General features: G+C 72.3%; 20 protein-coding genes. 11 read left to right on the forward strand and 9 right to left on the reverse strand.

Annotated features, from left to right (window positions below; all coding sequences use genetic code 11):
• Positions 1-21: 21 nt before the first annotated feature.
• The 5 genes from ACFYY1_RS04355 to ACFYY1_RS04375 form a co-directional block, all read right to left on the reverse strand.
• Positions 22-1,539: a phytoene desaturase family protein gene (locus ACFYY1_RS04355; RefSeq protein ID WP_388580594.1), complete on the reverse strand. Its 1,518-nt coding sequence runs from the start codon at positions 1,537-1,539 to the stop codon at positions 22-24.
• Positions 1,540-1,569: 30 nt separating this feature from the next.
• Positions 1,570-2,187, reverse strand: a complete 618-nt coding sequence (locus tag ACFYY1_RS04360; protein WP_388580597.1) for a DUF4126 domain-containing protein — start codon at positions 2,185-2,187, stop codon at positions 1,570-1,572.
• Positions 2,188-2,551: 364 nt separating this feature from the next.
• Positions 2,552-3,163, reverse strand: a complete 612-nt coding sequence (locus ACFYY1_RS04365; RefSeq protein ID WP_388580599.1) for a TetR/AcrR family transcriptional regulator — start codon at positions 3,161-3,163, stop codon at positions 2,552-2,554.
• Between the two features lie 29 nt (positions 3,164-3,192).
• Positions 3,193-5,280 carry a YhgE/Pip family protein gene (locus ACFYY1_RS04370; protein ID WP_388580602.1) on the reverse strand — a complete coding sequence of 696 codons (2,088 nt, stop codon included), beginning with the start codon at positions 5,278-5,280 and terminating at the stop codon, positions 3,193-3,195.
• Positions 5,252-6,070: an ATP-binding cassette domain-containing protein gene (locus ACFYY1_RS04375; protein WP_388580605.1), complete on the reverse strand. Its 819-nt coding sequence runs from the start codon at positions 6,068-6,070 to the stop codon at positions 5,252-5,254. Before ACFYY1_RS04375 ends, ACFYY1_RS04370 begins: the two co-directional genes overlap by 29 nt.
• 168 nt (positions 6,071-6,238) lie before the next feature.
• Here ACFYY1_RS04375 and ACFYY1_RS04380 point away from each other — a divergent pair, with 168 nt between their 5' ends.
• The 3 genes from ACFYY1_RS04380 (at position 6,239) to ACFYY1_RS04390 (ending at position 8,327) form a co-directional block, all read left to right on the forward strand.
• Positions 6,239-6,766 carry an SAV_6107 family HEPN domain-containing protein gene (locus ACFYY1_RS04380; protein WP_388580608.1) on the forward strand — a complete coding sequence of 176 codons (528 nt, stop codon included), beginning with the start codon at positions 6,239-6,241 and terminating at the stop codon, positions 6,764-6,766.
• Between the two features lie 102 nt (positions 6,767-6,868).
• On the forward strand, positions 6,869-7,627 hold the full coding sequence (locus ACFYY1_RS04385) for a class I SAM-dependent methyltransferase (protein WP_388580611.1): 759 nt from the start codon (positions 6,869-6,871) through the stop codon (positions 7,625-7,627).
• Positions 7,628-7,928: 301 nt separating this feature from the next.
• Positions 7,929-8,327, forward strand: a complete 399-nt coding sequence (locus tag ACFYY1_RS04390; protein ID WP_351257541.1) for a DUF3040 domain-containing protein — start codon at positions 7,929-7,931, stop codon at positions 8,325-8,327.
• Between the two features lie 284 nt (positions 8,328-8,611).
• Here ACFYY1_RS04390 and ACFYY1_RS04395 read toward each other — a convergent pair whose 3' ends face one another.
• The 4 genes from ACFYY1_RS04395 to ACFYY1_RS04410 form a co-directional block, all read right to left on the reverse strand.
• A complete protein-coding gene (locus ACFYY1_RS04395) occupies positions 8,612-11,110 on the reverse strand; it encodes a DUF3488 and DUF4129 domain-containing transglutaminase family protein (protein WP_388580614.1) in 2,499 nt (832 codons plus the stop codon).
• The gene (locus ACFYY1_RS04400) at positions 11,107-12,486 is read right to left on the reverse strand and encodes a DUF58 domain-containing protein (RefSeq protein WP_388580617.1); all 1,380 of its coding nucleotides are present in this window, start codon (positions 12,484-12,486) and stop codon (positions 11,107-11,109) included. The genes ACFYY1_RS04395 and ACFYY1_RS04400 overlap by 4 nt, the downstream gene beginning before the upstream one ends.
• Positions 12,486-13,532 (reverse strand): AAA family ATPase, encoded by a 1,047-nt coding sequence (locus ACFYY1_RS04405; RefSeq protein ID WP_388580620.1) that lies wholly within the window; start codon positions 13,530-13,532, stop codon positions 12,486-12,488. Before ACFYY1_RS04405 ends, ACFYY1_RS04400 begins: the two co-directional genes overlap by 1 nt.
• A 243-nt stretch (positions 13,533-13,775) precedes the next feature.
• Positions 13,776-14,339, reverse strand: coding sequence for a beta-class carbonic anhydrase (locus tag ACFYY1_RS04410; RefSeq protein WP_388580623.1), 564 nt, complete (start codon positions 14,337-14,339; stop codon positions 13,776-13,778).
• A 380-nt stretch (positions 14,340-14,719) separates the two neighbouring features.
• Here ACFYY1_RS04410 and rsmH point away from each other — a divergent pair, with 380 nt between their 5' ends.
• Genes rsmH through ftsW form a run of 8 tightly spaced genes read left to right on the forward strand, consistent with a single transcriptional unit; the run spans position 14,720 to position 25,455 of the window.
• On the forward strand, positions 14,720-15,685 hold the full coding sequence (rsmH, locus tag ACFYY1_RS04415; RefSeq protein ID WP_388580626.1) for a 16S rRNA (cytosine(1402)-N(4))-methyltransferase RsmH: 966 nt from the start codon (positions 14,720-14,722) through the stop codon (positions 15,683-15,685).
• 52 nt (positions 15,686-15,737) lie between these two features.
• Positions 15,738-16,331 (forward strand): septum formation initiator family protein, encoded by a 594-nt coding sequence (locus ACFYY1_RS04420; protein WP_388580629.1) that lies wholly within the window; start codon positions 15,738-15,740, stop codon positions 16,329-16,331.
• A gap of 4 nt (positions 16,332-16,335) precedes the next feature.
• Positions 16,336-18,315 carry a penicillin-binding transpeptidase domain-containing protein gene (locus tag ACFYY1_RS04425; protein WP_388580632.1) on the forward strand — a complete coding sequence of 660 codons (1,980 nt, stop codon included), beginning with the start codon at positions 16,336-16,338 and terminating at the stop codon, positions 18,313-18,315.
• Between the two features lie 18 nt (positions 18,316-18,333).
• Entirely contained in the window at positions 18,334-20,061 is a 1,728-nt protein-coding gene (locus ACFYY1_RS04430) for a UDP-N-acetylmuramoyl-L-alanyl-D-glutamate--2,6-diaminopimelate ligase (protein WP_388580635.1), read from the forward strand.
• A 4-nt stretch (positions 20,062-20,065) separates the two neighbouring features.
• Positions 20,066-21,472 carry a UDP-N-acetylmuramoyl-tripeptide--D-alanyl-D-alanine ligase gene (gene murF / locus ACFYY1_RS04435; RefSeq protein WP_388580638.1) on the forward strand — a complete coding sequence of 469 codons (1,407 nt, stop codon included), beginning with the start codon at positions 20,066-20,068 and terminating at the stop codon, positions 21,470-21,472.
• Positions 21,469-22,539: a phospho-N-acetylmuramoyl-pentapeptide-transferase gene (gene mraY, locus ACFYY1_RS04440; protein ID WP_388580642.1), complete on the forward strand. Its 1,071-nt coding sequence runs from the start codon at positions 21,469-21,471 to the stop codon at positions 22,537-22,539. The genes murF and mraY overlap by 4 nt, the downstream gene beginning before the upstream one ends.
• Positions 22,521-23,954 (forward strand): UDP-N-acetylmuramoyl-L-alanine--D-glutamate ligase, encoded by a 1,434-nt coding sequence (gene murD / locus ACFYY1_RS04445; RefSeq protein ID WP_388580645.1) that lies wholly within the window; start codon positions 22,521-22,523, stop codon positions 23,952-23,954. Before mraY ends, murD begins: the two co-directional genes overlap by 19 nt.
• A gap of 43 nt (positions 23,955-23,997) precedes the next feature.
• Positions 23,998-25,455: a putative lipid II flippase FtsW gene (gene ftsW / locus ACFYY1_RS04450; RefSeq protein ID WP_388580648.1), complete on the forward strand. Its 1,458-nt coding sequence runs from the start codon at positions 23,998-24,000 to the stop codon at positions 25,453-25,455.
• Position 25,456: the final 1 nt, after the last annotated feature.

The raw sequence follows: 25,456 nt of genomic DNA on the forward strand, positions 1-25,456 counted from the left end.
GCCGGCCGGCGGCTTTCCGGGTCACTGCGAGCCGCGAAAGCCGTCGCCCTCCACGATCAGCCCGGCGACCAGCGCTCCGGACATGCCCGCGTGCGCGAGCCCGCCGCCCGGGTGCGACCAGCCGCCCGCGGCGTAGAGCCCCGGCAGCCGGGTGCGATTGCCCGGGTGCAGATACGCGCCGCCCGCCCCGGCCAGCGCGGGCGCGGGCACCGCACCGCCCTCGGCGCCGGTGTCGGCAGCCGTCTCGGCCGGCGTCCGCACCTCGGCCCGCAGCAGCCGCTCCCGTATCCCGGGCACGGCCGCGGCCGCCGTCTCGATCAGCGCGTCGGCGTACCGCTCGCGCACCGCCGGGTCCGTCCAGTCCACCGCCCCGTGCGGGGCGACCGTCGCCATCAGCGTCACCGCCTCGTGGCCGTCGTCGGGGCGGGTCGACGGGTCGTCAGGGCGCAGCACCGTCACCGTGGGACGCTCGGCGAGGCGGCCGCCGAACACCGCCTCGCGCTCCGCCGCACCGTCCGCCGCGTGCACCACCGTCCGGTGCACGGTGTCCGAGGGCCGGGCGCCGCGCAACGAGAGCAGAACCATGAACCGGCCCGGCACCACCCCCTGCTCCGGCCCCGGGCGCACCGTCACGCCGCCCTCCTGCCGGAGCTCCTGACCGGGCACCAGCCCCGCCCAGGGCCGGGCCCCCAGCACCACATGACCGGCCTCCGCGACCGTCCCGTCCACGAGCTCCACGCCCGCCGCCCGGCCGTCCTTCTCCACGACCCGGGCCACCTCGGCGCCGAGGACGAACTCCACCTTCCGGGCCAGGCACCGCTCGTACACCGCCTGCGCCAGGGCCCGCATCCCACCGGAGACGTACCAGCTGCCGAACGTCTCCTCCATGTACGGCAACAGGGCGGCCGCCGCCGGTGCGCGTAGCGGGTCGAGCCCGTACGACAGGGCGTACCCGTCGAGGAGGGCGGCCAGCCGGGGGTCCGCCAGCTCCCACGCGCCGACCTCCGCGACCGTGCCCGCCTGCCGGGCGGAGCGCAGCAGGCGGCGCCGGCGGAGCGCCGGATACGGATCGCGGCCGAGCACCTGCCAGTCGGAGCGCAGGGGCTCCTCCAGGAGCGGACGCCGGGACCGGTCCCAGGCGTCGCGCGCCCGGTCGAGGAACCCGCCCCAGGCCGCGCCCGCACCGCCGCCGAGCGCGTCGTCCAGCGCGGAGACGACCCCGGCCCGGGAGGCGTTCGGCAGCGAGACCGCGGTGCCGTCGGCGAACAGATGGCGGCTCGCCGGATCGACCTGGGCCATGGTGACGCACCGCTCCAGCGGCTCCTTGCCGGTCTTCACGAACAAGTCGCGGTAGACGGCGGGCAGATGCAGCAGCGCCGGACCGGTGTCGAAGACGAAGCCCTCATGGGCATACCGGCCGACCGAGCCGCCGAAGGTCTCCGACCGCTCGTACACCGTCACCCGGTGGCCTGCCACGGCGAGCCGGGCGGCCGCCGCCATCGCGCCCATCCCGGCGCCGATCACCGCAATACGTGCCATGTCAGTGACCTTAACGGCCACCGCCGACAGTCACCCCGGCGGCCGGTGCGAACCCGCTGCGGCCAGGCGTTTCTCCGCCCGCCGCTGGGCCCTGCGGCGCAGATACCGGCGGATTCTGGAGGCCAGGAAGGCCACCATGGCCATGCCCAGCAGCAGCAGCGTCCCCGCGATGACCGCGGCCGCCACCGGATGGAAGATCGCGAAGGTGACGATCCCGGCGACGCCCAGGTCCTCGGCGATGCTCACGGCGATATTGCTGAACGGTTCGGGGGAGGAGTTGACCGCCATCCTGGTGCCCGCCTTCACCAGATGGCTCATCAGCGCGGTGGAACCGCCGATCGCCGCCGCCGCGAGCTCCGGCAGCGAACCGCTCTCGCCGGCCAGCAGCGCGGCCACGACGGCGCCGGCGACGGGCCTGACGACGGTGTGCACCGAGTCCCAGACCGAGTCCACGTACGGGATCTTGTCCGCGACCACCTCGCACAGGAAGAGCACACCGGCCACCACGAGGACATCGGTGCGCTGCAGCGACGCGGGCACCTCGTCGCTCAGGCCGGTGACGCCGAACAGGCCGAGCAGCAGGGCCACCGCGTAGGCGTTGATCCCGCTCGCCCAGCCGCTTGTGAATACCAGAGGAAGTACGGACACGGACGCGATCGTAACCAGATGGCGTAACGCCGGGGGAGGGGTTCGGAGCGCAGCCCTGAGTATCCGTACCTAGACGAGGAGATGAGTAGGTGCGCGGATGGGCTCCCACCTGCGCGGACGGGAGAGTGGAGCGCACGGGGAGGGCGCGGCTCCGCACCGCCGGCACGGGGCGGCGGAACGGCAGCGGCGCTCCCTCCGGTACGGAGGGAGTACGACGGAGAGCTCGTGGACCACGGGGGAGAACGGGGTCACGGGGGAAGGCTCTCCGGCAGCGCGGAAGGACGCCGGTCCGGCGGAGGCTCGGGGGGATCGAGCCTCGCCGGACCGGCGTCCTTCCGCGCTCCTGGGCACCGGACCCGGACGGTCAGCGTCCGCTGACCCGCCCGTGCAGGAGCAGCGACAGCGCCGAGTGCACATCGTCGATCGAACGTTCCGGCTGGAACGCCTGCCAGTCCAGGGCCGCCACCAGCACCATGCCGACCAGCGCGGCGGCCGTCAGCGGGATGTCGATCTCCTCGCTCAGCTCGCCGTTGCCCACGCCCTCGCGCAGCACCCCCTCGACCACCGCGACGGCCTCCTGACGCACCACCAGGAGAGTGCCCTGCCAGGCCCGGTTGGTGCGCCACAGCTCCGCGACGTAGAGCTGGGTGAAGGCGGGATAGCGGTCGATGAAGACCAGGCCGGCCCGGATCATCGCGTCCAGGGCCTCGACCCGGGTGCCGCCGCGCTCCCCGGTCTCCTCGGCCGCGGAGCGCAGCGAGGCCGTCAGCAGCCCGACGCCGTGCCGCAGCAGCTCCTCGAAGAGCTCGGTCTTGCTCTTGAAGTTGTAGTAGACCGTGCCCTTGGCGACCCCGGCGCGATCGGCGATCTCGTCCACCGTGGTCGCCGAGAAGCCCTTCTCCGCGATAAGGGTGACGGCCGCCTCGTAGAGCTTCTGCCGGGTGGCCCGGCGCCGCGTGGTGCTGCTGCTTTCCATGCCCCCGATTCTCACAGGTTCCGGCGTGCTCACAGGCTCAGCTCCGGATGGAGCCGGTCCAGGGTCCACACCTGCTTGCGGCGCGCGGCCACCGCGGTCAGGGCGAGCGCCCCCGCCGTGAAGGCCAGCAGCACCGCGCTGCCCTGCCAGACCGGGCCCAGGTCACCGCCGGTGATCAGCCGGCGCAGCCCCTCGACGATGTAGCTCATCGGCAGATAGGGGTGGATCGCGTTGAAGAACCCGGGGCTGGTCTGGACGGGATACGTTCCCCCGGCCGAGGTCAGCTGGAGCATCAGCACCGCCAGTACGAGGATCCGCCCCGCGGCTCCGAACCGGGCGTTCAGCCACTGCACGATCGCCGCGAAGCAGCAGGTCACCAGTGCCAGGAAGCCGATCGTTCCGGCGGCGCGGGTCATCTGCAGACCGAGCCCCCAGTGCAGTACCGACATCAGCGCCGTCACCTGGAGCAGACCGATCGCGGCCACCGGCAGCCAGCCCGCGAACGCGATCCGCCAGGCGGAGGCCCCGGCGGCGAGCGCGCGCCGGTTGAGTGGCTGGATCAGCATGTAGGCCACCATCGCGCCGACCCAGAGGGAGAGCGGGATGAAGTACGGCGCGAAGCCGGTGCCGTAGTTGGGGGCCGCGTGCAGCGACTGGGAGGCCAGCTGCACCGGGTCGGCCATGACCCCGGTACGGGCGTCGCGGTCCTTCTTGTCGTAGTCGGGGATCTGGCCGACGCCGTCGTTGAGTCCCTCGGCCAGGGTGGTCGAGCCGTCGCCGAGCCGGATCAGCCCGCTGTCCAGGTTCGTCGCGCCCTTCTTGAGGTCGCTCACGCCGGAGTCCAGGTCGGCGGAGCCGGTCCTGGCCGTGGTCAGGCCGGTGTGCAGGTCGTCGGCGCCCCTGGCGACCTTGTGGGCACCGGAGTTGAGCGCGTTGATCTTCTTGGCCGCGGACTCCAGGTCCTCGTCCAGGTGCGGCGCGTGCTCGGCCAGGGCGTCGGCCTGCTTCTGGAGCGTGGTCAGCTGGTTGCTCAGCTTCTTCAGGTCCCCGTTCTGGTTCGTGACCAGCACGTTCACGTCGTCGGCGATCTTCGCGACATCGGCCGCGGAGGTCGTGGCGCGCTTCAGCGGCGGGCAGATGTCGGGGTCGGCGGGCTGCTGGTCCACGCAACTGGTGCGGTGGATCCGGGCCAGGTCGTCGGAGGCCGTGTGGGCGGCGGTGGCCGCGGTGGGCGCCGCCTCGACGAGCAGATCGAGGTTGTGCCGCACGGCCTTGGAGGTGTCGGAGACCAGCCGGGCGGTGTCGCCGATCGACTTGCCGTTGTCCTTCAGGAACGGGCGGACGTCGGCCGCCACCCCGTTCACCTTGTCGGCGAGCTGCTGGGTGCCGTCGGCCACCTGCCGGGAGCCGGTCTCCAGGTCGCCCGCGCCCTTGTTGAGCTTGACGATCCCGCCGGCCAGCCGGCCGCTGCCGGCCTTGGCGTCCTTCAGCCCGTCCGCGAGGTCCTGCGATCCCTTCTTGGCCCTGCCGATGCCGCCCTTGAGGTCGTCGGCGCCCTCGGCGGCCTTCGCCGTGGCGTCGTGGAGGTCGGAGAAGTTGATGAAGATCCGGTCGTAGAAGCCGCGCGAGGCGTTGGTCGACGCGGCGGTGCGCACCTCGGAGAACACCGTCCGGGAGATCTGTCCGACGATGTAGTTGTTGGCGTCGTTGGTCCGCACCTGGAGGGCGCCGGTCTCGGGGGAGTCGCCCGAACTGGACGCGATCCGCCTGCTGAAGTCCGACGGCATGGTGAGCGAGAGGTAGTACGTCCCGTCCTCGACGCCCTTGGCGGCCTCGGCGGAGCTCACCTCGTGCCAGTCGAAGACCTTGGAGTCGAGGAGCTTGCCGGTGATCTCGTCACCGGCCGCGATGCGCTTGCCGGCGGCGGTGGCGCCCTTGTCGTTGTTGACCAGCGCGACGGGGATTTTGTCGAGGCGGCCGTACGGGTCCCAGAAGGACCACAGGTACAGCGCGCCGTAGAGCAGCGGCAGGAGCAGCAGTGCGACGAGCGCGGCGCGCGGCAGCTTCCCCCTGCCGAAACGCCTGAGCTCAAGCGCGGCCAGTCTCGGCGAACGCATCGGCCGATCCTTCCTCGGTCGTGTCTTCCTCGGTCGTGTCTTCCCCGGCGGTGTTCTCTCTGGCCGGGTCCTCCCCGGTCGTTCCGCCTTCGGCGGCGGTGTCCGTGCGCAGGGTGATCGCGTCCTCGGGGGCCTGGCTGCAGACGGCGAGCACGGTCGTGCCGCCGGCCGCGACGGACCGCAGCAGCTCCCAGGCCTCGGTTCGTTCGGCGTCGGAGAGCTTGAGATCGGTGTCGTCCACCGCCAGCAGCCGGGGGCTGCCTATCAGCGCGAGGGCGATGGACAGCCGCAGCGCCTCCAGCCGCTCCAGATCCCGTACGGAGGTCCGCTCGGCCTTGGGCAGGGTGACCGGGTCGAGTCCGGCGGCGTCCAGCGCCGCGTCGATCCGTCCCTGGGCCCTGGCGATCCGCTCGGCACGCGGGCGCAGCAGGGCGCGCAGCGAACCGTCGAAGCGGCGCTGCAGCAGGGCCCGCTCGCGCAGGTGCTCGGCGACGGTGAAGGCCGGGTCGAGCTCGCTGACCCCGGGGACGGGGCCCAGCGCGGCGATGCGGCGTACGGCGGCCATCTGGCGCGGCAGGCGCAGCCCGCCGATCCTCGCGTGGCCCTCGGTGGGGCGCATCCGTCCGGTGAGAGCGAGCAGCAGGCAGGTGCGGCCCGAGCCGGACGGGCCCTCGATCGCCACCAGCGAGCCGGGCCCGGCGTCGATCCCGATGCCTCGGAAGGCCCAGCCGCGCGGCCCCTTGAGGCCGAAATCCTCGGCGGTGACGGATGCCCCGTGCGGGCTGTCCACAGACCCTCCCCCTGCTTTGAACTGACTAGTCAGTGCAAAAAGGTAGCCCGAACTTGCGAGCGAAGCAAAAGAGCAGGTCAGGGCGGGTTCGAAGCCGATTGTCAGTGGTGCCCCTCACGATGGACACATACGGCCACGGAGCCGTTACACGAGACAGGAGGTTTCGTCATGGCCCACTCGTCCGCAGCAGCCGCACCCCGGCGCCGCGCAGACGGCCCTGCCCCCTCACTGACCGGCCCGGCAAGCGATGTCCACCCCGTTCTGCGCCGCACCACGGCGCCGCCCGCCGCCCTCGATCTGCTCGCCAAGGCCCGCGCTGGCCTCGACGAGGCCGCCGTTCTCGATGTGCCGAACGAGCGGTATGCCACCGCCCACCTCGCAGCGCTGCGCACCGCGGCCGCGGTGCTCGCCGCGCGGGCCCGTCCGGAGACGTCCGGGCGGCGCCGGGAGCGCATCCGCAGCGCCTGGGAGCTCCTGCCCGAAATGGCCCCCGAGCTGACCGAGTGGAGCGCACTGTTCGCCTCCGGCGCCCGCCGCCGGGCTCGCGCGGAGGCTGGCATACCCGGCGCCGCGACCCGGCGGGACGCGGACGACCTGCTCCGTGACGCGGCGGTGTTCCTGCGTCTGGTCGAGCGGCTGCTGGTGCTCCAGCCGGTGCTCCCGCAGGCCAGGAGGGAGCGGCCCGACGCGGGATGACGGCAGCGGCGGCGTGAGGCAATAGGGTGGGCATTGCTCGTACCACCTGCACTGTTCACGCTCCGCCGTCCCAGGCGGCACCGTGCCGAGGAGTCATCTGCCGTGTCGGACCAGCTGCGCCCCCGCGCCTCCCTCCGTACCGCCGTGGTCTGGGAGGTCCTCAAGGACGCCCTCGACCACCGGGTGAAGGCGACCGGCAGGGACGCCCTGGACGTCCTGGACACCGGCGGCGGCACCGGCAACTTCGCGGTGCCGGTCGCCCGTCTCGGCCACCGCGTCACGGTCGTCGACCCCAGCCCCAACGCGCTCTTCGCGCTGGAGCGCCGCGCTGCCGAGGCCGGGGTCGCCGACCGGGTCCGCGGTGTCCAGGGCGACATCCACGGTCTGTTCGAGGTGGTCGAGCGCGGTGGGTACGACGCGGTGCTGTGCCACGGCGTCCTGGAGTACGTGGACGACCCGGCCGAGGACGTACGCAATGCCGTGGCGGCACTCCGGCCGTCCGGTGCGCTCAGCCTGCTCGCCGCCGGGCTCGGCGGTGCCGTACTGGCCCGGGCGCTCGCCGGCCACTTCACCGAGGCCCGACAGGCGCTCGGCGACCCGGCGGGCCGCTGGGGCGAGGGCGACCCGGTGCCCCGGCGCTACACCGCGGAGCAGCTCACCGAGCTGGTCTCCGGCGCGGACGTCGAGGTCGGCGCGATCCACGGCGTACGGATCTTCGCGGACCTCGTGCCGGGCGTCCTGGTGGACACGGAGCCGGGTGCCGTGGAGGCCCTGCTCAAGCTGGAGTCCGCCGCGGCCGAGCTGCCCGCCTTCCACTCCGTCGCGACACAGTTGCACGTTCTGGGCACGAAGCGCGCCTGAGCGCGGTCCGGCCCGGCCCGGTCCGGCGGTGGCTCGGCCGTAGCGCGGCTGATCAGCGACGCAGCGGCAGACGGAGTACGTACCGGGCCCCCCGATCGGGGGCTTCGCCCCGTATGATCGGGGGACACCATCCGGCATGACGGATCGGAGGTTGGGGAATCAACGCCTCAGCAGCTGAGCCGTCGTGGCGGCCCGGACTGGCTGATGGGCAAGAAGGCGGGTTTCACGGGGGCGAATCCCTGCCTATCCTGGAAGGGCCGCATACCGGCCGCCCCCCGCGGCCGACGACGAGGAGGACTCCGTGCCGCTCTCGGAGCACGAGCAGCGAATGCTCGAGCAAATGGAGCGAGCGCTGTACGCCGAAGATCCCAAGTTCGCGACAGCGCTCGAGGGAAGCGGGCTGCGTACGTACACCCGGCGACGGGTCTACCAGGCGGTCGCAGGCTTCCTGGTGGGTATCGCGCTCCTCATGGCCGGAATGGTCGCCCAGCTCATCTGGATCAGCGTGGTGGGTTTTCTCGTCATGCTGGGCTGCGCGGTCCTTGCGGTCACTGGTTGGCGCAAGGCACCGAAACCGGGTGAGCATCCGGCAGCCGGAGGCGGTGGCGGCGGTGAGCGCAGCCGGCCCAGGCAACGCCGGACCGTGATGAACCGCATCGAGCAGCGGTGGCAGCGCCGCCGCGACGAGCAGGGCCAGTAGGCCCTCGGACACTTGGATGAGGGGCGGCCGCGTCTTCGCGGCCGCCCCTCATGCGTGCCCAGGACCGTCATGCGTGCCCGCGGCCGTCACGTATGCCCGAGGCCGTCGTGCGTGCCCGGGACCGGCGCGTATGCCGCGGGACCGGCACGTGGGCCGCGGGCCGGTGACCGCGGACGGACATCGCCCCGGCGGCCCAGGGCACGGCTCATGGAGCCGCCCCGCGGCCTGGACCGGTGGCGGGCCGCAGGCCGACAGGTCGCGGACCACGCCCCCGGTCGCCCCGGTCACCCCTGCTGGCGTGACGGGCGCCGCAGCCACCCGGCCCACCGGTCGCGGCCCAGCAGCGCGGCGCACCTGCCGGTGAAGGCCGCCCAGCGGTCCGAGGCCGCCCAGACCACCCGAACGGCCGAGCGCGGTGCCACGATCGCCCGGATCCGGGTGAAGCGGTCGGCGGCCGCCCGCAGACCGGCTCGTACCGTCTCCACGTCCTCGGCTAGACCGGTGCTCGCCCGGGGCTCCGGGGCGTAGAGCACCTGCTCCACCGCCCCGGCCACCCGGTGCACCGCCTCCGCCGCATCGGGTTCGAGCCGGCCCAGCCGCACCACCCGGTCCGCCGCCTTGCGCGGGGTCCGGGAGTCGTCCGGCTCGATGCCGTGGTCCCAGGCGGTGTCGGTGATCTCCTGCCAGGCCGCGAGCGTTCCGGCCGTCGCGTGCGACGGCGGGTGCGGCTCGGTGCCCCGGCCCGGGGCGCCCTGCCCCGTCGGCGACACCGCGGCCCGGCCGCGTCCCGGCGTGCGCCCGGCAGAGAGCCCCAGCCTCCGCCTGCGTGCCCGCAGCCGCCAGAACAGCGGCAGCAGAGGCAGTGCGAGGAGCACCACGGCGAGCAGGACCACACCGGTGACGGTGCCCGCCGGTGTCCCGGAGTCCGTCGGAGGCTTCACGCCCTGCGCCGCCGGGCTGCCGCACTCGCCCTGCTTGCGCATCTGCGCCGGGCAGCTGTCCGGGACGGACGGCGCGATCGAGGGAGCCGCCGAGGGGCCCTTCTCGGGCTGGGCCGGGGTGTCCGTGTCGCTCTCGGGGGCATCAGGCAGGGTGTACGGCGGCGTGCTGCCCCGCGTCGGCGTCGGCTCGAAACGGGTCCACCCGACACCCTGGAAGTACAGCTCGGGCCAGGCATGCGCGTCGCGCAGCCCCACCGAGACCGAACCGTCGGACTGCTCGGTGCCGGGGGTGAAGCCCACCGCGACCCGGGCCGGAATGCCCAGCGTCCGGGCCATCGCGGCCATGGTGAAGGAGAAATGGACGCAGAAACCCTGCTTGTCCTTCAGGAACCGGCTGATCGCCGCACTTCCGGTGCCTGAGTTCACCGAGGTGTCGTAGCTGAAGCCGCCTTCCGAGGCGAAGTAGTTCTGCAGCTTCACCGCCCGCTCGTAATCGTTGGCGGCGCCCCTGGTCACCTGGTCCGCGGTCTCCTCGACCACCTCCGGCAGCGAGTCGGGAACGCGGGTGTACTCGCGCCGCAGAGCGGCCGGCGCGGGGCCGGCCCCGGCGAGCTGCTCGGCGGTCGGTTCGACCACCAGGCTGGAGACCCGGTACTGCGCACCGCGGGTCGTCTCACCGCGGTCGCCCACGAGCGTCCGCCCCACCGGTTCGTACCGCCAGCGCCCGCTGATCGCGACCTCGGTCGCCGGGTAGGGGAGCGGCAGATAGGTCTGCTGGTACGAACGGGACGCGGAGATGTTCGACGTGATCTCGGTGACCGCCACGTCCTGGCCGAGGCCCTCCGGCTGCGGGAGCCGCTCGGGCACGTCCTTCAGCCGGCGTGTGGAGGGCCGCCACTCGCTCCCGTTGAACTGGTCCAGGGCCAGAATCCGCAGATAGAAGTCCTGCGGAGCACCGGAATTGGTGCGGTAGGACATCACCTGCCGGTCCTCCGGCTGGTTCAGGTTGTCCTGCAACGAGACCAGCGGGTTCACCGCGGAGATCGTGCCGCCGCCCCCCTTGCCGCCCCCGCCGGCGCCCGCACCGAACAGCATTCCGCTTTCGAGCGAGGGCAGCGCCGCCGGGACGATCAGCGAGACGCCCAGCGCCAGCGCGCCGATGCGGCGCCCGGTACGGACCGGGGCCGTCGGCCGGCTGCCCGAGAGCGCCGCACCGACCGCCGGACCTCCCGGGGACCTGCTGGCCGCGCCGGTGAAGACCCGCCCCCACTGGGAGAGCCGGTCCCGGCCCTCGGCCAGCAGGAGCAGCAGATAGCCACCGGCCGCCAGCAGGAACCAGAGCCAGTCGGCTCCGCCCCCGGACAGCCCCGCGGCCACCGAGTACAGCGCCAGGAGCGGCAGGCCGGCCGGGGCCGCGCTGCGGAACGTCACCGCGAGGGCGTCCACCGCCAGGCCGACCAGCAGCACACCGCCGATCAGCATCAGCCGGATGCCGTCCGTCACGGGCGCGGGGGCGGCATACCTGCCGACGTCCTCGGCGCCCGACGCCAGCAGATGCGTGAGCCGCTGGACGGCCTCCGGGCCGGGCAGCAGACCGGCCATCGCCTGCTGCCGGGCGAACACCACCGTCAGCAGGACCAGCGTGACCAGCGCCTGCGCCCCCACGACCAGCACGCGCGGCACGGGCGCCCGGCGGACCAGCGCCCCCGTCCCGCTCTGGACCGCCAGCAGGAACGCCGCCTGCAGGATCCACCCGGCCGGCTCGACCAGCGGCAGCATCGAGGCCGCCGCCATCAGCGTCGCCGCAAAGGCGCACAGCGCCAGCCGACCACGACCGCTCATGACCATCCCCCGGAGAAACCCGTCGTGCCGCCCGCGGCGGCGGACTGCACCGCCGCGCCCTGGTGCCCCGCCTGCTGCCAGTACCGGGCGAGCCCGGTCCCCGGCGAAACCGCCACGGCGGTCCACCCCGATTCCCGCAGCAGCCGCAGCCGCCGCTCGGACGCCGCTTCTGCCCCGGCGGGCGGGGCATCGCCCTGTACCCAGTCCGTGCTGTCCAGTACGAACGCGACGGCGCCGCCGCTGCGCTGCCGCATCCGCGCGGCCACCGCCGCCTGTTCCTCGTCCAGATCACCGAAGAAAGCGATCAGCAGCCCCTCGTTGCCGCCGCGCATCACGTCGTAGGCGCGTGACAGACCGCTGCCGTCGGAGTGGTCGACCACCGCCAGGGTGTCCATCATCAGACCCGCCGAGTCGGCGGACTCCTGCGTCGATCCGGCGAAACCGCCCATGCCCTCGCCCGGCACCGCGTTCCCGTCGTCGGTCAGCAGCCGGACGGCGAAGCCGCGCTCCAGCATGTGCACCAGCGCGGACGCGGCCCCGGACACCGCCCACTCGAAGGCGGAGTCGGGCCCCGCCCCCTGGTAGGCGATCCGCCGGGTGTCCAGCAGCACCGTGCACCTGGCCCGCTGCGGCTGCTCCTCGCGGCGCACCATCAGCTCGCCGTAGCGCGCGGTCGAGCGCCAGTGGACCCGGCGCAGATCGTCGCCGTGCCGGTAGCCGCGCGGAATCACGTCGTCGTCACCGGCCAGCGCCAGCGACCGCTGCCGCCCCTCGCCGTACCCCGCGGCCTCGCCGGCCAGCCGCACCGGCGGCAGCGGCTCGGTCCGCGGAATGACGACGAGGGTGTCGTACGCGCTGAACGAGCGGGTCAGCTCGCACATCCCGAAGGGATCGCTCAGCCGCAGCTGCAACGGCCCGAGCGGATAGCGCCCGCGCAGATCCGACCGCACCCGGTAGGACACCTCACGGCGGCCGCCCGCCTCCACCCGGTCCAGTACGAACCGGGGCCGCGGCCCGAGCACGTAGGGCACCCGGTCCTGGAGCATCAGCAGCCCGGTGGGCATCCGCGACACGTTCTCCATCCGCAGGTGGACCCGCGCCTCCGAGCCCGCCGGGACCCGGGACGGCGAGAGCCGCCGGGTACCCGCGACCCGGTAGCGGGTGCGGACGAGCACCACCACACAGACCAGCGGCAGCGCGGCGAGCAGCAGCCCGACCCGCAGCAGATCCGCCTGCCCGAGCACATAGGCGCAGACCGCCGCGGCGACGCCGGCCGCCAGGAAGGACCGCCCCCGCGTGGTCAGCCCGCTCAGAGCCGCCCGCAGACCGCCCTTCTCGCCGTCGTCGTCCGACGCGGCCGGCCCCCCGGCGGCCATCACACCCGCCGTGCGCCGGGCTGCTGCCGGCCGTACGCCGCCCGGCCCGGCTGATGCTGCGGCTGCACCTGGGTGGCGCCGCCCGCGGTCGGAACCGGTGTCTGCTGGAGGATCTCCAGCACGACCTGCTCGGCGCTGCGGCGGTTGAGCTGGGCCTGTGCCGTCGGCAGCAGCCGGTGCGCGAGCACCGCGACCGCCAGCGCCTGCACGTCGTCCGGCAGGCAGTAGTCCCGGCCGCTCAGCGCCGCGGCGGCCTTCGCCGCGCGCAGCAGGTGCAGGGTGGCCCTGGGCGAGGCGCCGAGCCGGAGATCGGGATGGCTGCGGGTGGCCGCGACGAGCTCCACCGCGTACCGCCGCACGGCGTCGGCCACATGGACCGTCCGCACCGCGTCGATCAGCTTCACGATGTCATGGGCGTGCGCCACCGGCTGAAGGTCGTCGAGCGGCGGGAGGCCGCCGTGCACGTCGAGCATCCGCAGCTCGGCCTCCGCACTCGGATAGCCGATCGAGACCCGCGCCATGAACCGGTCGCGCTGGGCCTCGGGCAGCGGATAGGTGCCCTCCATCTCCACCGGGTTCTGCGTGGCCACCACCATGAACGGGTCGGGCAGCTCGTAGCTGTGCCCGTCGATGGTGACCTGGCGTTCCTCCATGGATTCCAGCAGCGCCGACTGGGTCTTCGGCGAGGCACGGTTGATCTCGTCGCCGATCACGATCTGGGCGAAGATCGCACCCGGCTTGAACTCGAAGTCACGCCGCTGCTGGTCGAAGATGGACACACCGGTGATGTCCGAGGGCAGCAGGTCCGGCGTGAACTGAATGCGCCGCACCGAGCAGTCGATGGACCGTGCCAGCGCCTTGGCCAGCATCGTCTTGCCGACCCCGGGGACGTCCTCGATGAGGAGATGCCCCTCCGCCAGCAGTACGGTCAGCGAAAGCCGTACGACCTCAGGCTTGCCCTCGATCACACTCTCCACCGACCTGCGCACCCGCTCCGCGGTCGTGGTCAGATCTGTGAGGCTCGCTCGATCGTCATAGGTCGTCACCCGGCCCTCCTCGGCCCTGCCCCACGCTCACCGGGAGCGGTGGGGTACCCCATTCACGGGCCGACGCGCACGCAGCGGTCCGGCCCACCCCGAAACAGGGACACCCCTCGGACACGTCCGGCGGGATGTCACACGCGCATTCTTGTTGCCGTTACCGCTTCGTGTCACTCGCCTGTGGACAACTGGGGGTGAAATGCCGGTTTCGGTGGGAATTTCGGTTCCTGGGAGGTGGCGTCCGGGACGTCAGGAGGCGGGAAGGATCTCCCGCAGCAGGCCGGTGGTCACATCGAAGACGAAGCCGCGGACGTCGTCGGTGTGCAGCAGGAACGGCGAGGTGCGCACGCGCTGCATCGACTGCCGTACGTCCTGGTCGGCGTCCTTGTACGCCTCGACCGCCCAGACCGGACGCTGGCCGACCTCCACCTCCAGCTCCTGGCGGAATTCCTCGGTGATCGATTCCAGGCCGCAGTTGGTGTGGTGGATCAGTATGACGCTGCGCGTGCCGAGGGCCCGCTGGCTGATGGTCAGCGAACGGATCACGTCGTCGGTGACCACGCCGCCCGCGTTGCGGATGGTGTGGCAGTCGCCGAGCGCCAGGCCGAGCGCGTCGTGCAGGTCGAGCCGGGCGTCCATGCAGGCGACGACGGCGACGCGCAGCACCGGCTTGGCGTCCATGCCCGGGTCTTCGAAGCCGGCGGCGTACCGGACGTTCGCCTCGACGAGACGATCGGTGACCGTGTCCCCGGGACGGGCCTGGTGGGCATCGGTCGCGGAGGACCGGACGGGGGAGTGCGCGGAAGTCGACATGGCTATGACGTTAGCTCCCGCACCTGTCCCCGTCGTGCTGTGGGAAGGGACAAAGAACGTCAACGAGGCTTGTTGTGAGGTAACCCACAAGCTTCACAGTCGTTGCGTCGAGCGGGTGAACGGGGGGCCCGGCGACGCGCTGCCGGGTTGATTGATCGGGAATCGATCGAATGGCAGGGTGGACTAAAGTGACGGGAAGTTACCGACACCCTGCACATTCCGTAGATTTCCCCTGTGTGTGCGGCGTACGTACGGGCCCGGCCCTCTCCCGCTCGCGGTCGGCCGACGCCCCTTCCCCGGCGCCGGCCCGCCTCCCCTTCTGAGCGGGCGGGGACCAGGCCGTACGTGCGGCCACACGGGACCTGAGCCTGAGAGGGCGCATGAGCCAGACCCGACACGTCCCGGTGATGCTCCAGCGATGCCTGGACCTGTTGGCCCCGGCTCTGGAGGCGCCGGGCCCGCAGGCGCCCGTGGTCGTCGACTGCACCCTCGGCCTCGGCGGACACAGCGAGGCGCTGCTGTCCTCCTTCCCCTCCGTACGGCTGATCGGGCTGGACCGGGACAGGGAGGCGCTGCGGCTCTCCGGCGAGCGGCTCGCCCCGTACGGCGACCGGGCCACCCTGGTGCACGCCGTGTACGACGAACTGCCCGAGGTGCTCGACCGGCTCGGCATCCCCAGGGTCCAGGGCGTCCTGTTCGACCTCGGCGTCTCCTCCATGCAGCTGGACGAGGCCGAGCGCGGATTCGCGTACGCCCAGGACGCCCCGCTCGACATGCGGATGGACCAGACGACCGGCATCGGCGCGGCCGAGGTGCTCAACACCTACCCGCCGGGCGAGCTGGTACGGATCCTGCGGGCGTACGGCGAGGAGAAGCAGGCCAAGCGGATCGTCTCCGCGATCGTGCGCGAGCGCGAGAAGGAGCCGTTCAGCAACAGCGCCCGGCTCGTCGAGCTGATCCGCGACTCGCTGCCCCAGGCGGCCAAGCGCACCGGCGGCAACCCGGCCAAGCGGACCTTCCAGGCGCTGCGCATCGAGGTCAACGGCGAGCTCAGCGTCCTGGAGCGGGCCATTCCGGCGGCCGTCCAGAGCCTCGCGGTCGGCGGCCGGATCGCCGTCCTCTCGTACCACTCGCTGGAGGACCGGCTGGTCAAGCAGGTGTTCGCGGCGGGCGCCGCCACCACGGCGCCGCCCGGCCTGCCGGTCGTCCCGGAGCGCTACCAGCCCCGGCTGAAGCTGCTGACCCGTGGCGCGGAGCTGCCCACCGAGGAGGAGGTCGCCGAGAACCGGCGGGCCGCCCCCGCCCGACTGCGCGGAGCCCAGCGGATCCGCGAGGAGGAACGATGAGAGCCCGGCGTCCGGGAGCCCGGAAACCGGTGACGTGCGGGGCGGCGGCGCGGTGAGCGGACCGGCCGGGCAGTTGAAAGGGCGTGCCGCGCGGCTCGCCCGGCTGATGCCGACCAAACCGAGCAACGCGGCCCGTACGCCCTTCGTGCTGCTGGTCGTGGTGCTGCTCGGCGGTGGCCTGATCATGCTCCTGGTGCTCAACTCGGCCCTCAACGAAGGGTCGTTCCGGCTGAGCGAGCTGAAGAAGCGGACCACGGAGCTCACCGACGAGGAGCAGGCCCTCCAGCGCGACGTCGACAACTACTCCAAGCCGGACGCCCTGGAGCGGCGCGCCCGCGAGCTGGGTATGGTGCCCGGCGGCAGCCCCGCCTTCCTGAACCCGGACGGCACGGTCCGCGGCGCACCCGCCGAGACCACCGCCGAGCCCGCCCCGCCACCGGCCCCGAAGAGCAGTGCGCCGGCGGCGCCCCCCGCGACCGCGTCCCCCGCCGCGGCCACCCGGCCCCGGCCCACCGCCCCGGCCCCGCCCGCTCCGTCGGCATCGGCCACGCCTCCGGGCGCCGCAGCGCGGCCCAGCACTTCCGCGACCCCGCCCGCCGGGACGCGTACCCCGGCAGACCAGCTTCCGACGAGCCCCGGCAGGTGACGCAGTGCCGCCCAAGGAACCACCGCGCCGGCGGGTCCCCGGCCCCGCGCGCCCGCGCAGCGCCGCGGGCGGCCAGGCGCGCCCCCGCCCCGCCGCCCGCCGCTCCTCCCCGGCATCACGCCCGCGCACGCCCCGCAACCGGAGCGCGACGCCCCTGCGGCTCGGCAGCCCGCGCCCCCGGCTCCGCCTGGTCAGCCTCGCCCTGACGCTCGTCATGCTGGCGTTCGTCGTCCGGCTGCTCCAGGTCCAGGCCGTCGACGCCGCCGCGTACTCGGCCAAGGCCAAGGAGAACCGCTACCTCAGCTACACGATCTCCGCCGAGCGCGGCGAGATCACCGACCGCAGCGGGATCGCCCTGGCCACCAGCGTCGACGCGTACAACATCACCGCCGACCCCTCGATGTTCACGCCCGGGTTCAGCAAGGCCCCCGACGCGCCCCGGCAGGCAGCGGCGCTCCTCGCCCCGATCCTCGGCACCGACGCCACCGAGCTGACCCGGAAACTGTCCGGGAAGGGCCGCTACGTCGTCCTGGCCCGCCGGCAGACCCCGCAGGTCTGGAACCAGATCAAGGACCTCAAGTCCGTCTTCGCGGAGAAGGCGGGCAAGGACCGGGCGAGCGGCGGCCCCGGAACCAATGTGCTGGCCGGCGTCTTCCGGGAGGCGACCACCAAGCGGGTCTACCCCAACGGGGGCCTCGCCGCCGGGATACTGGGTTACGTCAACGCCGACGGCAAGGGCGCGGGCGGCCTCGAATCGCAGCTGGACAAGGAGCTCGCGGGCGAGGACGGCCAGATCAGGTACGCCCAGGCCGGCGGCCGCCGGGTGCCCACCGCGGGCACCGAGGAGGTCCCCGCCGTCCCCGGCGCCGACATCGAGCTGACCATCGACCGGGACATCCAGTGGGCCGCCCAGCAGGCCATCACCGACCAGGTGAAGAAGTCCAAGGCCGACCGCGGCTACGTGGTCGTCCAGAACACCAGGACCGGCGAGGTCCTCGCCATGGCCAACGCCCCCGGCTTCGACCCCAACGACCTCTCGCAGGCCGACGCGGCGACGCTGGGCAACGCGGCCCTCCAGGACGTCTACGAGCCCGGCTCCACCAGCAAGGTCATGTCCATGGCCGCCGTGCTGGAGGAGGGCGCCGCCACCCCCGGCACCCACGTCACCGTCCCCAACCGGCTGCACCGCGGCGACCGGCTCTTCAAGGACGACATCGACCACCCCACCTGGTACCTGACGCTCAACGGCGTACTCGCCAAGTCCAGCAACATCGGCACCATCCTGGCCACCGGCGAGCTGGGGAAGACGCAGGCCGAGGCCAACAAGGTCCTCTACTCCTACCTGCGCAAGTTCGGGATCGGCTCACCGACCGGTCTCGACTACCCGGGCGAGACCCCCGGCATCCTCGCCAAGCCCGAGGACTGGTCGACCTCCCAGCAGTACACGATCCCGTTCGGCCAGGGCCTCTCGCTCAACGCCATGCAGGCCGCCTCCATCTACTCGACGATCGCCAACGGCGGGGTCCGCGTCGCACCCACCCTGGTACGCGGCACCAAGGACGCCGACGGCCGCTTCCAGGCCGCCGCCCCGCCCGAGCGGACCAGGGTGGTCAGCGCGAAGACCGCCAAGACGCTCGCCACCATGCTGGAGTCGGTGGTCGGCGACGAGGAGGGCACCGGCACGAAGGCCAAGATCCCGGGCTACCGGGTGGCGGGCAAGACCGGTACGGCCAACCGGGTCGACCCGGTGCGCGGCGGCTACCACGGCTACACCGCGTCCTTCGCGGGCTTCGCACCCGCCGACAACCCGCAGATCACCGTCTACTGCGCGATCCAGAACCCGACCAAGGGCAGCTACTTCGGCGGCCAGATCTGCGGTCCGATCTACAAGCAGGTCATGGAGTTCGCACTCAAGACCCTCCAGACCCCACCGTCCGGCAGCAAGCCAGCCCGGCTGCCGGTGTCCTTCAATCCCGGCGAGTGAACTCGGGGAAACCATCCAGTGACAACCATCACGCCCGATCCCGGGAACCGGAACGGGAACCACCAGAACCCCGGCCCCTCACTTCGCGAGAGGCCGGGTGCGCCCGGTACGCTCACCGCCGTGCCCCACGCTGATCAGTCCCAAACCACCCAGAAGGCCGCCCCTGTGAACTACCCGGGAGCGCCCCGCCCGGACCGGATCGGGCCCACCCCGCTCGGCGAACTGGCAGCCCGCCTGGGCGTCGAGCCGCCGGGAACCGGCGAGGTCACCGGCATCACCCACGACTCCAGGGCGGTACGCCCCGGCGACGTCTACGCGGCCCTGCCGGGCGCCCGCTTCCACGGCGCGGACTTCGCCGCCCAGGCGGCCGGTCTCGGCGCGGCGGCGATCCTCACCGACCCGGCGGGCGCCGAGCGCGCCGCCGCCACCGGACTTCCGGTGCTGGTCACCGAGGACCCGCGCGGCCGGATGGGCGAGCTCGCCGCGGAGATCTACGGACGGCCCGGTACCGGTCTCCTCCAGATCGGCATCACCGGAACGTCCGGCAAGACCACCACCGCCTACCTCGTCGAGGGCGGCTTCCGCGGCGCCGGTCGGGCCACCGGGCTCATCGGCACCGTGGAGATGCGGATCGGCGACGAGCGGATCAAGTCCGAGCGCACCACCCCGGAAGCCACCGATCTGCAGGCCCTGTTCGCCGTCATGCGCGAGCGCGGCGTCGACTCGGTGACCATGGAGGTCTCCAGCCACGCCCTGGTGCTCGGCCGGGTCGACGGCTGCGTCTTCGACGTCGCGGTCTTCAACAACCTCAGCCCGGAACACATGGAGTTCCACTCCGGGATGGAGGACTACTTCCAGGCCAAGGCACAGCTCTTCACCCCCGGCCGCAGCCGGCAGGGCGTCGTCAACTTCGACGACGAGTACGGCCGCAGGCTGATCACCGAGGCGTCCGTCCCGGTCGTCACCTTCTCCGCCGAGGGCCACCCGGACGCCGACTGGCGTGCCGAGGACGTCGAACTCGGGCCGCTCGGCTCCACGTTCACCGTCGTCGGCCCCAAGGACGAGCGGATCGCCGCCCGCGCCCCGCTGCCCGGCCCGTTCAACGTCGCCAACACCCTGGCCGCGATCGTCACGCTCGCCGTCGCGGGCATCGACCCGCAGATCGCGGCCGACGGCGTCGCGGCGGTCCCGGGCGTCCCCGGCCGGCTGGAGCGCGTCGACGCCGGACAGCCGTACCTCGCGGTCGTCGACTACGCGCACAAGACCGATGCCGTCGAATCCGTGCTCCGTTCCCTGCGGACGGTCACCGAGGGAAGACTGCACATCGTCCTCGGCTGCGGCGGCGACCGCGACACGACCAAGCGCGGCCCGATGGGCGCGGCGGCCGCCCGCCTCGCCGACACGGCCGTACTGACCTCCGACAACCCCCGTTCCGAGGACCCCCTCGGAATTCTCGCCGCCATGCTCGCGGGCGCCGCCGAGGTGCCCGTCCACGAGCGGGGCGACGTCCTGGTCGACGCCGACCGGGCCGCCGCCATCGCCGCCGCGGTGGCCCGCGCCCAGCCCGGTGACACCGTGCTGATCGCCGGCAAGGGCCACGAGCAGGGCCAGGACATCCATGGCGTGGTACGCCCCTTCGACGACCGCGTGGTCCTGCGCGCGGCCATCGAACGGTCCCTGGGGCACGAGCGCACCGAGAGCGCCGGCCACCGCGCCCACACCCACGAGAACAACAGTCAGGGATGACCAAGTGATCACCCTTTCCCTCGCCGAGATCGCCGAAATCGTCGGCGGGCAGTCGCACGACATACCCGATCCGGCAGCAACCGTCAGCGGGCCGGTCGTCATCGACTCCCGACAGGTGGAGCAGGGCAGCCTGTTCGCCGCCTTCGCCGGTGAGCGGGTCGACGGCCACGACTATGCGCAGCGCGCCGTCGAGGCGGGCGCGGCAGCGGTGCTGGCCGCCCGCCCCGTCGGTGTTCCGGCGATCGTCGTCGACGACGTCGTGGCCGCACTCGGCGCGCTCGCCCGAGCCGTCGTGGGCCGCCTCGGCACCACCGTCGTCGCCCTCACCGGATCGGCCGGCAAGACCTCCACCAAGGACCTCATCGCCCAGCTGCTCGAACGCAAGGGGCCCACGGTCTACCCGGCGGGCAACCTGAACAACGAGATCGGCCTGCCGCTCACCGCGCTGCGCGCCACCGAGGACACCCGCCACCTCGTCCTCGAAATGGGCGCACGCTACATCGGCGACATCCGCTACCTCACCGGCCTCGTCCCGCCCAGCGTCGGCCTCGTCCTCAACGTGGGCACCGCCCACATCGGCGAGTTCGGCGGCCGCGAGCAGATCGCCCAGGCCAAGGGCGAGATGGTCGAGTCGCTGCCCGAGGACGGCACCGCCGTACTCAACGCCGACGACCCGCTCGTACGCGCCATGTCCTCCCGCACGAAGGCCCGGGTTCTGTTCTTCGGCGAAGCCGCGGATGCGGACGTACGGGGCGAGAACGTCCGTCTCACCGACGACGGACGCCCCGCCTTCCGGCTCCACACACCCACCGGGTGCAGCGACGTGACCATGCGCCTGTACGGTGAGCACCACGTGTCGAACGCGCTCGCCGCGGCCGCCGTCGCCCATGAGTTGGGCCTGTCCGCAGACGAGATCGCCGAAGGGCTCTCCGAGGCGGGCACCCTCTCCCGCTGGCGCATGGAGGTCACCGAGCGTCCGGACGGCGTGACGTTCGTCAATGACGCCTACAACGCGAACCCCGAATCCATGAAAGCCGCGCTGCGCGCGCTGGCCGCCATGGGGAAGGGCCGGCGTACGTGGGCGGTGCTCGGCCAGATGGCCGAGCTCGGCGACGCCTCGCTCGCCGAGCACGACGCGGTCGGACGGCTCGCCGTCCGGCTCAACGTCAGCAAGCTCGTCGCGGTCGGGGGCAGAGAAGCCTCCTGGCTGCAACTGGGCGCATACAACGAGGGTTCGTGGGGTGAGGAGTCGGTGCACGTGTCCGACGCACAGGCCGCGGTCGACCTGTTGCGCAGTGAACTGCGCCCGGGAGACGTCGTGCTGGTGAAGGCGTCCCGGTCGGTCGGCCTGGAGCAGGTCGCCATGGCACTGCTGGAGAACGCGTCCGAGGGCGAGGTCACCGGCCGATGAGGCAGATCCTCTTCGCGGGGGCCATCGGGCTCTTCCTGACCCTGGTCGGAACTCCGCTGCTGATCAAGCTGCTCGCCCGCAAGGGATACGGGCAGTTCATCCGGGACGACGGGCCGCGTACCCACGGGTCCAAGAAGGGCACGCCCACCATGGGCGGCATCGCCTTCATCCTGGCGACGATCATCGCGTACGTCGCGGCGAAGCTGATCACCGGCGAGGAGATGCGATTCTCCGGCGTACTGGTGCTCTTCCTGATGGCCGGCATGGGCCTCGTAGGCTTCCTCGACGACTACATCAAGATCGTCAAGCAGCGTTCGCTGGGTCTGCGGGCCAAGGCGAAGATGGCCGGCCAGCTGATCGTGGGCATCGCCTTCGCGGTGCTCTCGCTCCAGTTCGCCGACGCCCGCGGCAACACCCCGGCCTCCGACAAGCTGTCGTTCGTCGCGGACTTCGGCTGGTCGATCGGCCCGGTGCTGTTCGTCGTCTGGGCGCTGTTCATGATCCTGGCCATGTCCAACGGCGTGAACCTGACGGACGGTCTGGACGGCCTGGCCACCGGCGCGTCGGTGATGGTCTTCGGCGCGTACACCTTCATCGGGCTGTGGCAGTTCCAGGAGTCCTGCGCCAACGCGGACACCCTGACCAACCCCAACGCCTGTTTCGAGGTACGCGATCCGCTCGACCTCGCGGTCGTCGCCTCGGCGCTGATGGGCGCCTGCTTCGGCTTCCTGTGGTGGAACACCTCGCCCGCCAAGATCTTCATGGGCGACACCGGTTCGCTCGCCCTCGGCGGCGCCCTCGCCGGTCTGGCGATCTGCTCGCGCACCGAGTTCCTGATGGCCATCCTCGGCGGCCTCTTCGTGATGATCACCATGTCCGTGGTCATCCAGGTCGGTTCCTTCAAGATGACCGGCAAGCGGGTCTTCCGGATGGCGCCGCTCCAGCACCACTTCGAACTCAAGGGGTGGTCCGAAGTCCTTGTCGTGGTCCGCTTCTGGATCATCCAGGGCATGTGCGTGATCGTCGGACTCGGACTCTTCTACGCGGGATGGGCAGCCGACAAGTGAGCAACCAGGACTGGCAGGGCAAGCGCGTCACCGTCGCGGGACTCGGAGTCTCCGGAATCCCGGCGGCCAAGGTGCTGCACGGCCTCGGAGCCGTCGTCACCGTGGTCAACGACGGGGACGACGCGCGGTCCCGCACGCAGGCCGCGGAGCTGGAGGCGCAGGGCATCACCGTGCGCCTCGGCGACGGGGCGACCCTGCCCGAGTCCACCGAGCTCATCGTCACCACCCCGGGCTGGAAGCCCGACAAGCCGCTCTTCACCGCAGCCGCCGAGGCGGGCGTCCCCGTCTGGGGCGACGTCGAACTCGCCTGGCGGCTGCGGGGCCCCGGAGCCGCCCCCTGGCTCGCGGTCACCGGCACCAACGGCAAGACCACGACCGTGCGGATGCTCGCCTCGATCCTGGAGGCGGCCGGGCTGCGCACCGCGGCCGTCGGCAACATCGGCGTCTCCCTGCTGGACGCCGTCCTCGGCGACGAGGAGTACGACGTACTCGCCGTCGAGCTGTCCAGCTACCAGCTGCACTGGGCGCCCTCGCTGCGCGCCCACTCCGCCGCCGTCCTCAACCTGGCCCCGGACCACCTCGACTGGCACGGTTCCATGGCGGCGTACGTCGCGGACAAGGGCCGGGTCTACGAGGGCAACCGCGTCGCCTGCGTCTACAACGCGGCCGACCCGGCCACCGAGGACCTGGTCCGCGAGGCCGACGTCGAGGAGGGCTGCCGGGCCATCGGCTTCACCCTGAACACCCCGGGCCCGTCCCAACTGGGCGTCGTCGACGGCATCCTCGTCGACCGCGCCTTCGTGGCGAACCGGCAGAAGCAGGCCCAGGAGCTCGCCGAGGTCAAGGACATCGACCCGCCCGCCCCGCACAACATCGCCAACGCCCTCGCGGCCGCGGCCCTGGCCCGCGCCTTCGGCGTCGAGCCCGCTGCCGTACGCGACGGACTGCGGGCCTTCCGCCCCGACCCGCACCGCATCGAGCACGTCGCGAACGTCGCGCAGGTCGCGTACGTGGACGACTCCAAGGCCACCAACACCCATGCCGCCGAGGCGTCCCTGGCGGCCTACGACCCGATCGTCTGGATCGCCGGGGGCCTGGCCAAGGGGGCCACCTTCGACGAGCTGGTGACCGGCGCCGCCGGGCGGCTGCGGGGCGTCGTACTGATCGGCCGGGACCGGGAACTGATCCGGGAAGCCCTCGCGCGACACGCCCCCGAGGTCCCGGTGGTCGACCTCGACCGGACCGACACTGGGGCGATGTCCGAGGCGGTCCGCGAGGCGGCACGGCTCGCCCGGCCGGGAGACACCGTACTGATGGCCCCGGCCTGCGCCTCGATGGACATGTTCGTCAATTACAACAAGCGGGGCGAGGCGTTCGCGGACGCGGTCCGCGCACTCGCTGCCGAGAGCGCCTGACGGGCCCGGCCTCCGCGCACGAGCAGTGGAGGGGACAGCGACGATGCCGGCCGAAGAGAGCTCTGCCGGGCCCCGTGGGGCCCGCTCACGGGCCACCGCGGCGATCAGCCGGGCACTCGCCCCACCCCTGCTCGCGGGAGCGGGTGCGGGCGCCACGGCGTCGTTCGGCCCCGCCCTCAGGGTCCGGTCGGCCGTCGGCTCCCGGCGCCCCTCGGCACCCCGCTCCAAGGGGCGCACCGGCGGTTCCCGGGCGCCCCGTTCCCCCCGCGGCGGCGTGCGGGGGACGTACGAGCGGATGCGCCGGGCCTGGGACCGCCCGCTGACCGCGTACTACCTGATCCTGGGCGCCGGCCTGCTGATCACCGTGCTCGGCCTGGTGATGGTCTACTCCGCGTCGATGATCAAGGCGCTGGAACTCGACAAACCCGGCACCTACTTCTTCCGCAAACAGTTCCTGGCCGCCGTCATCGGCGCCGGACTGATGGCGCTCGCCGCCCGGATGCCCGCCAAACTGCACCGGGCGTTCGCCTACCCGCTGCTCATGGGCACCGTCTTCCTGATGGTGCTGGTCCAGGTGCCGGGGATAGGGATGTCGGTCAACGGCAACCAGAACTGGCTCTACCTGGGCGGCCCCTTCCAGCTCCAGCCCAGTGAGTTCGGCAAGCTGGCCCTGGTCCTGTGGGGCGCGGACCTGCTCGCCCGAAAACAGGACAAACGGCTGCTGACCCAGTGGAAGCACCTGCTCGTCCCGCTCGTCCCGGTCGCCTTCATGCTCCTCGGGCTGATCATGCTCGGCGGCGACATGGGAACTGCGATCATTCTCACCGCGATCCTGTTCGGACTGCTCTGGCTGGCCGGGGCGCCCACCCGGCTCTTCGCCGGGGTGCTCGGCTTCGCCGCGCTGATCGCCTTCGTGCTGATCAAGACCAGTCCGAACCGGATGTCCAGGCTCGCCTGCATCGGCGCCAGCGAGCCCGGACCGGGGGATTCCTGCTGGCAGGCGGTGCACGGCATCTATGCTCTGGCCTCCGGCGGATGGTTCGGTTCCGGGCTTGGTGCGAGTGTGGAAAAATGGGGCCAACTACCTGAACCGCACACCGACTTCATCTTCGCCATCACCGGGGAGGAACTGGGGTTGGCGGGGACGCTGTCGGTACTCGCCCTCTTCGCGGCTCTAGGCTATGCGGGTATCCGCGTGGCCGGACGCACGGAGGACCCCTTCGTGAGGTACGCCGCGGGAGGTGTGACCACCTGGATCACGGTGCAGGCCGTGATCAACATCGGTGCGGTGCTCGGCCTGCTGCCGATCGCCGGAGTCCCGCTCCCGCTGTTCTCCTACGGAGGATCGGCCCTGCTGCCGACCATGTTCGCCGTCGGGCTGCTGATCGCGTTCGCGCGAGAGGATCCCGCAGCGAAGGCGGCCCTGGCCATGCGGAGGCCCGGGGTGAGATGGAAGACGATGAGACGGCGCGTCAAGAAGCGTCCGTCCGGAGAGCGGTGAA

The organism is Streptomyces sp. NPDC001890 (genome assembly GCF_042891445.1).
Taxonomy (GTDB): domain Bacteria; phylum Actinomycetota; class Actinomycetes; order Streptomycetales; family Streptomycetaceae; genus Streptomyces.